Raw genomic sequence first — 5,321 nt, forward strand, 5'->3', positions numbered from 1 at the left:
GATCGAGAACACCTGGTTGCCGATCCGGTTCAGCGCGTCGAGCCGCGCATAGCCTTCCTCGACGCTGTTGGCGGCGACCTTGTTCTCCAGCGAATTGATGTTGGCGTATTGCTTCAGCACGAGGTCGAGCTGGCCGCGCAGCGCCATGCGTTCGTCGAGGCTGGCATCCTTGCCGAGGATCTCGTCGGCAAAGCGCGCGAAGCGGCCCGGCCAGAACCGCGTCAGCAGCAGCGAGACGCCGACGCTCTTCTGGAATTCGAACAGATTGGTGTTGGCCGGCCCGCCGTCGATCACGATCTCGGTGCCGCGATAGCTGAAGCTGCCGGTGTGGCAGGCGGCGCAGGTGAGGCCTACGCCGGTCATGTCGGCCTTGCTGTGCGGGTTGCGCCATGGCGCGCCGTTGGCATCGGCCATCGGGCCGCCCTGCGCAAAGCCGATCGGCAGCGCATCGGGTTTGCCCGGAATCACCGTGTCGGGAATAAAGCCGAAGCGGCCGAGATAATTGGTCTCGCTGAGTCGCGGCGCCGCGGTGAACAGCGGCCAGACTGTCGGCTGCTCCAGCGCCATGAACCATTCATGGGGAATGCCGAAGGTTCGCGTGCCCTGGTCGGCGTGGTAGAACCAGCGCAGCCGCTCCGCGCTGACATTCTGATCCAGCCACACGGTCTTTGCCGGCGGCTGGTAGTCGACGACCTTGACGCGGAAGCCGCTCGCGACCGTCTCGATATCGTCCTTGAAATAGAGGACGCCGGCGACAATCAACAGTCCGATGACGAATATCGTCTTGCGAGGCATGCCCCGTTCCCCCAATTCGCGGTACCCGCGCCTCATATGGACGAGATGTTAAAATTCGCCGAAAAACGAGTTCGCGTTAAGCGTGTGATGCGGTGTGCGCCATCCTACAGTGGCGGCGCTTGGTCTAACAACGGAAATGTTGCAAAGGAAACGTTGGCTGGCTGTGAGCCAGTTCACTTGCGGCGTGCCGGTTGCGGCGGCATTTGCGCGCATCGAGGCCTGCGACTAGAAGTAACGGAGCAACAATTCTTCGAGATGTCATCTTGAACGCGTCAGCCGCACAACCGCTTTCGATCACTGTCTCGGACGACAGCACGGTGTCCGCGCTGCTGCTGCTGCCGGCGCAGGCCCGTAGCGCCTATGTGTTTGCCCATGGCGCCGGCGCCGGCATGACGCATCCCTCGATGGCCGTGATCGCGGAGGGCCTGGCGGAGCGCGGCATCGCGACATTGCGCTATCAGTTTCCCTACATGGAGAAGGGCAGCAAGCGGCCCGATCCGCCCGCCGTCGCGCAGGCGACGGTGCGCGCCGCGGTTGCGGAAGCCGTGCGTCATTGCGGCGAACTGCCGCTGTTCGCCGGCGGCAAGTCGTTCGGCGGACGCATGACCTCGCAGGCGCAGGCCAGGGCGCCGCTCGCCGGCGTGCGCGGGTTGGTGTTCCTCGGCTTTCCGCTGCATCCCGCCGGCAAGCCGTCGAGCGAGCGGGCCAAGCATCTCACCGAGGTCAAGGTCCCGATGCTGTTCCTGCAGGGCACGCGCGATGCGCTGGCCGAGCTCGATCTGCTCGAGCCGATGGTGAAGGGGTTGGGCGCGCGTGCGACGCTGCATCTGGTGCGTGAGGCCGACCACTCCTTCCATGTCCTCAAGCGCTCCGGCCGCAACGACCGCGAGGTGATGGCCGAGGTGCTCGATGCCTTCGCGGGCTGGGTCGCGAAGCATTCATAGGTGTGTAGCCCGGATGAGCGAAGCGACATCCGGGGTCTGCATGCCGCGGGCGAGATCGGTCCCGGATATCGCTTCGCTCATCCGGGCTACGCTTGGCCGCGAAAGGGATGTTATTCTCCACCCATGGCCAAGATCCTGATCGTCAATCCCAACACCACCGCGTCGATGACCGCGACCATCGCGGCCGCTGCGCAAGCGGTGGCCGCGCCGGGCACCGAGATCGTCGCCGTCACATCTGCGATGGGACCGGCCTCGATCGAAGGCTTCTATGATGAGGCCTTCGCCGTTCCCGGGCTGATCGAGGCGCTGCTGAAGACGCCCGATGCCGATGCCGGCATCATCGCCTGCTTCGACGATACCGGGCTCGATGCCGCGCGGTCGGCGGCGCGCTACCCCGTAGTCGGCATCTGTGAGGCGGCGCTGGTCACCGCCGGACAGATCGCCAAGCGCATCGGCATCGTCACCACGCTGCCGCGCTCGATCGTCCCGCTGGAGGAACTGGTGCGCCGCTACGGCTTTGCCGACCGCGCGGTGGTCACCGCCTGCGACGTCGCGGTGCTCGATCTCGAGAAGCCGGGCTCGGGCGCCAAGGCCAAGCTGGAGGCCGAGATCGCGCGGGCACTGGACAACGGCGCGGACGCCATCGTGCTCGGCTGCGCCGGCATGGCCGATCTTGCCCATGAGCTGTCGGTGCAATTCGGCGCGCCTGTGGTCGACGGCCTGGCCGCAGCGGTGAAGCAGGCGGAAGCGCTTGCCGGCCTCAAGCTCACGACGTCACGTCGCGGTGCTTATGCGTCGCCCGCGGCGAAAAAATACCACGGTATGCTCGAAGGGTTCGCGCCTGATTAAAAGTAATGACTGCGTCATTGCGAGGAGCCACCCGGTCGGCGCAAGGCGCCGCCGGATGACAGGCTCCGCGACGAAGCAATCCATTTCTCGGCAAGTGGCGGTATGGATTGCGTCGCTTCGCTCGCAATGACGGCGAGATTGTTACGACGCCGCCCCGCCATAGATCCGGTCGCGCAGGCGGCGCATGCCGGACAGCCAGCGCTCGCGATTGGTGGCCTTGCGCTGCATGTATTCCTGCACCTGCGGATGCGACAGAATCAGGAAACGTTCCTCCGCCATCGCCTCGATCACCATCCGCGCCACCTCGCCCGGCTGCAGCACGCCGTCGACGCGCGCCGCACTCGGGCCCGGCGTCGTCATGCCTGTCTGCACCGATTGCGGACAGAGCACGGAGACGCGGATGCCGCGATCGCCATACTGGATGGCGAGATGCTCGGCGAGCGCGACCGCGGCGTTCTTGGTCACGCCGTAAGGCATCGAGTTCAGCGAGGCCAACAGCCCCGCGGCGGATGCGGTGTTGATGAGATAGCCGGAGCCGCGCGCGAGCATGCCGGGCACCAGCGCGCGCGCCGCGAACACGTGGCTCATCACATGCACGCGCCAGCTCACATCCCAGTCGGCATCGGACGCGGTTTCTTGTCCCTTGCGCGACAGCCCGGCATTGGAGAAGAACACGTCGACCGGGCCATATTTGTCCTCGGCCGCGGCGATCAACGCCTTGATGTCCTCCTCGAGCCCGACGTCGGCGGTGACCGCCAGACCGTCGATATCGCCGGCGACGCTGGCGAGCCTGTCGCGCGAGGTCTTGAGATCGGCGACCACGACGCCGCGCGCACCGGCGTCCGCATAGGCCCGCGCCACCGCTTCGCCGATCCCGCTCGCGCCGCCGGTGACGACGCAGACCTTGTCCTTGACTTGCATGGTTCGATGTCCCTGCTTGTTATCGTGGTGGGTCGGATTGTCAGCCCTGATACAGGCCCTTGTCACGCGCCTTCTGGATTGCGAGCGCGGCCATCAGGTCGAGCATCGGGGTCGAAATGTCGGCTGCGCGGGCAAATGCCGCCGGTGCGCGCACCAGCACATCGATCTCCATGGCGCGCCCGAGTTCGTAATCCTGCAGGATCGATGGCTTGTGGTCCGGCGCCGGCCCGCTGCGGGTGACGCGCTTGACGGCGGGGATATAGCGTGTCGCCACCGCATTGGCTTCGTCGAGCAGGCGCGGGATCACGTCCTGCATGTCGGGATCGTCGCGGACGCCGCGCGCGGTCAGCCCGGTCAACAGGCAGAGCACCGACATCGACATGTTGGTCAATAGCTTCGACCAGATCGTCTCGCGGATCTCCTTGACCTCGGGCGATTCGATCGCGGCGTCGCTGAGCGCCGCGCGCAGGCGGGCGATGCGCTCGCTCTGCCGATCGTCGCATTCACCGATCAGGAGGCGGTTGCGGTCCGGCGACAGGTTCGCGACGACGCCGGGCGCGACCACCTCGTTGGAGGAGAAAATCACGCCGCCGATGATCCGCTCGTTCTGGATGACGCTGCGCAAATGCCCGCCGGGATCGAGGAAGCCGAGGTCGGGGATGGCGGGATGCTGCGGCGGCAGGCCGAGATCGTACCACCAGGGAATGCCGTTCTGCGCGAACACGATTGATGTGTCGCGCCGAAGCAGCGGCGGGAGCCCGGTTGCGAGCGCGCCGATGCCGGTCGCCTTCAGTGTGCTGATGACGATGTCTTGCGGTCCCAGATCGGCAGGATCGGCTGAGGCCTTCACCTTCGCGGTGACGCTGCTATCGCCGACCTTCAGCGTCAGTCCGCCGGTCCTGACCGCGTCGAGATGCGGCCCGCGCATCACGCACGCCACATCGTGACCGGCGCGCGCGAGCCGGACCGCGAAGTGGCTGCCGACGGCGCCCGCGCCGAAAATGCAAATACGCATGAGTGGAACAATTCTCCGCAATGTGCCGGTCAGTTTCCACAAGCGCGGGGCATCGCGCAACCCGTCATGCGCGTGGCGCGGTCGCGCGCGCTCGAAAGTGATGGATCAAGGCATCCGCTCTCGCCATAGTGCAAGGCTAGTACAGACAACAGCAATGCCGAACGAGGGAGCAACGTCATGTCGGCCAGCCCAGTCCTGTGGAGCCTCGATGCGCGCGGGGTCGCGACCGTCACGCTGAATCGTCCCGAGGTCAACAATGCCTATGACGGCGCGCTGATTGCAGGCGTGCTGGCCGCGATCGACGATCTCTCGACCAAGCCGGTGCGCGTCGTCGTGCTGAAGGGCAACGGCAAGCATTTCCAGGCCGGCGCCGACCTGAAATGGATCAACGGCGTACGGCCGAAATCGTTCGAGGAGAACGAGGCGGCGTCGCGCGCCACCTTCGAGGCGGTGCAGCGCCTCAACACGCTGCCGGTCCCGACCGTGGCGCTGGTGCAGGGCGGCTGCTTCGGCGGCGGCACTGGCGTGATCTCGGCCTGCGATATCGTGATCGCGGCCGACAATGCGCTGTTCTCGATCACCGAGGTGCGCTGGGGCCTGACCGCGGCGATCATCATCCCGCAGCTCTGCGACGCGATCGGCGTCCGCCAGGTGCGCCGCTACGCACTGACCGGCGAACGGTTCGGCGCCGAGGATGCCCGCCGCATCGGCCTCGTCCATGAGGTGGTGGCGCTTGCCGATCTCGACAGCGCCGGTGCCAAGGTCGTCGAGCAACTGCTCGGCAATGCGCCGGATGC

The 5,321-nt window shown here is 66.3% G+C and carries 6 protein-coding genes; 3 read left to right on the top strand and 3 right to left on the bottom strand.

The window, feature by feature from the left end; translation table 11 throughout:
* Positions 1-795, bottom strand: a 795-nt coding sequence (locus PMN64_RS41775; RefSeq protein WP_411784982.1) for a di-heme-cytochrome C peroxidase, incomplete at its 3' end; no start/stop codon positions are given.
* Between the two features lie 263 nt (positions 796-1,058).
* Here PMN64_RS41775 and PMN64_RS41780 point away from each other — a divergent pair.
* Positions 1,059-1,739, top strand: a complete 681-nt coding sequence (locus PMN64_RS41780) for an alpha/beta family hydrolase (RefSeq protein WP_411784983.1) — start codon at positions 1,059-1,061, stop codon at positions 1,737-1,739.
* A gap of 123 nt (positions 1,740-1,862) precedes the next feature.
* On the top strand, positions 1,863-2,588 hold the full coding sequence (locus PMN64_RS41785) for an aspartate/glutamate racemase family protein (protein ID WP_411784984.1): 726 nt from the start codon (positions 1,863-1,865) through the stop codon (positions 2,586-2,588).
* A gap of 141 nt (positions 2,589-2,729) precedes the next feature.
* Here the strand turns inward: PMN64_RS41785 and PMN64_RS41790 are convergent, their stop codons facing one another.
* Both PMN64_RS41790 and PMN64_RS41795 read right to left on the bottom strand, forming a co-directional pair.
* Positions 2,730-3,509 carry an SDR family oxidoreductase gene (locus PMN64_RS41790; RefSeq protein WP_304497650.1) on the bottom strand — a complete coding sequence of 260 codons (780 nt, stop codon included), beginning with the start codon at positions 3,507-3,509 and terminating at the stop codon, positions 2,730-2,732.
* Positions 3,510-3,549: 40 nt separating this feature from the next.
* Positions 3,550-4,524, bottom strand: coding sequence for a 2-dehydropantoate 2-reductase (locus PMN64_RS41795; RefSeq protein WP_411784985.1), 975 nt, complete (start codon positions 4,522-4,524; stop codon positions 3,550-3,552).
* Between the two features lie 177 nt (positions 4,525-4,701).
* On the opposite strand from PMN64_RS41795, the gene PMN64_RS41800 reads away from it, so the two are divergent.
* The coding region (locus PMN64_RS41800) for an enoyl-CoA hydratase-related protein (RefSeq protein WP_411784986.1) at positions 4,702-5,321 on the top strand (620 nt) is incomplete at its 3' end.

This window comes from Bradyrhizobium sp. UFLA01-814 (genome assembly GCF_046718885.1).
GTDB lineage: Bacteria > Pseudomonadota > Alphaproteobacteria > Rhizobiales > Xanthobacteraceae > Bradyrhizobium > Bradyrhizobium elkanii.

Excerpts from the sequence above, each read along its gene's own strand:
- PMN64_RS41785 (WP_411784984.1), top strand. The coding sequence starts at position 1,863 with ATGGCCAAGATCCTGATCGTCAATCCCAACACCACCGCGTCGATGACC.
- PMN64_RS41795 (WP_411784985.1), bottom strand. The coding sequence starts at position 4,524 with ATGCGTATTTGCATTTTCGGCGCGGGCGCCGTCGGCAGCCACTTCGCG.
- PMN64_RS41790 (WP_304497650.1), bottom strand. The coding sequence starts at position 3,509 with ATGCAAGTCAAGGACAAGGTCTGCGTCGTCACCGGCGGCGCGAGCGGG.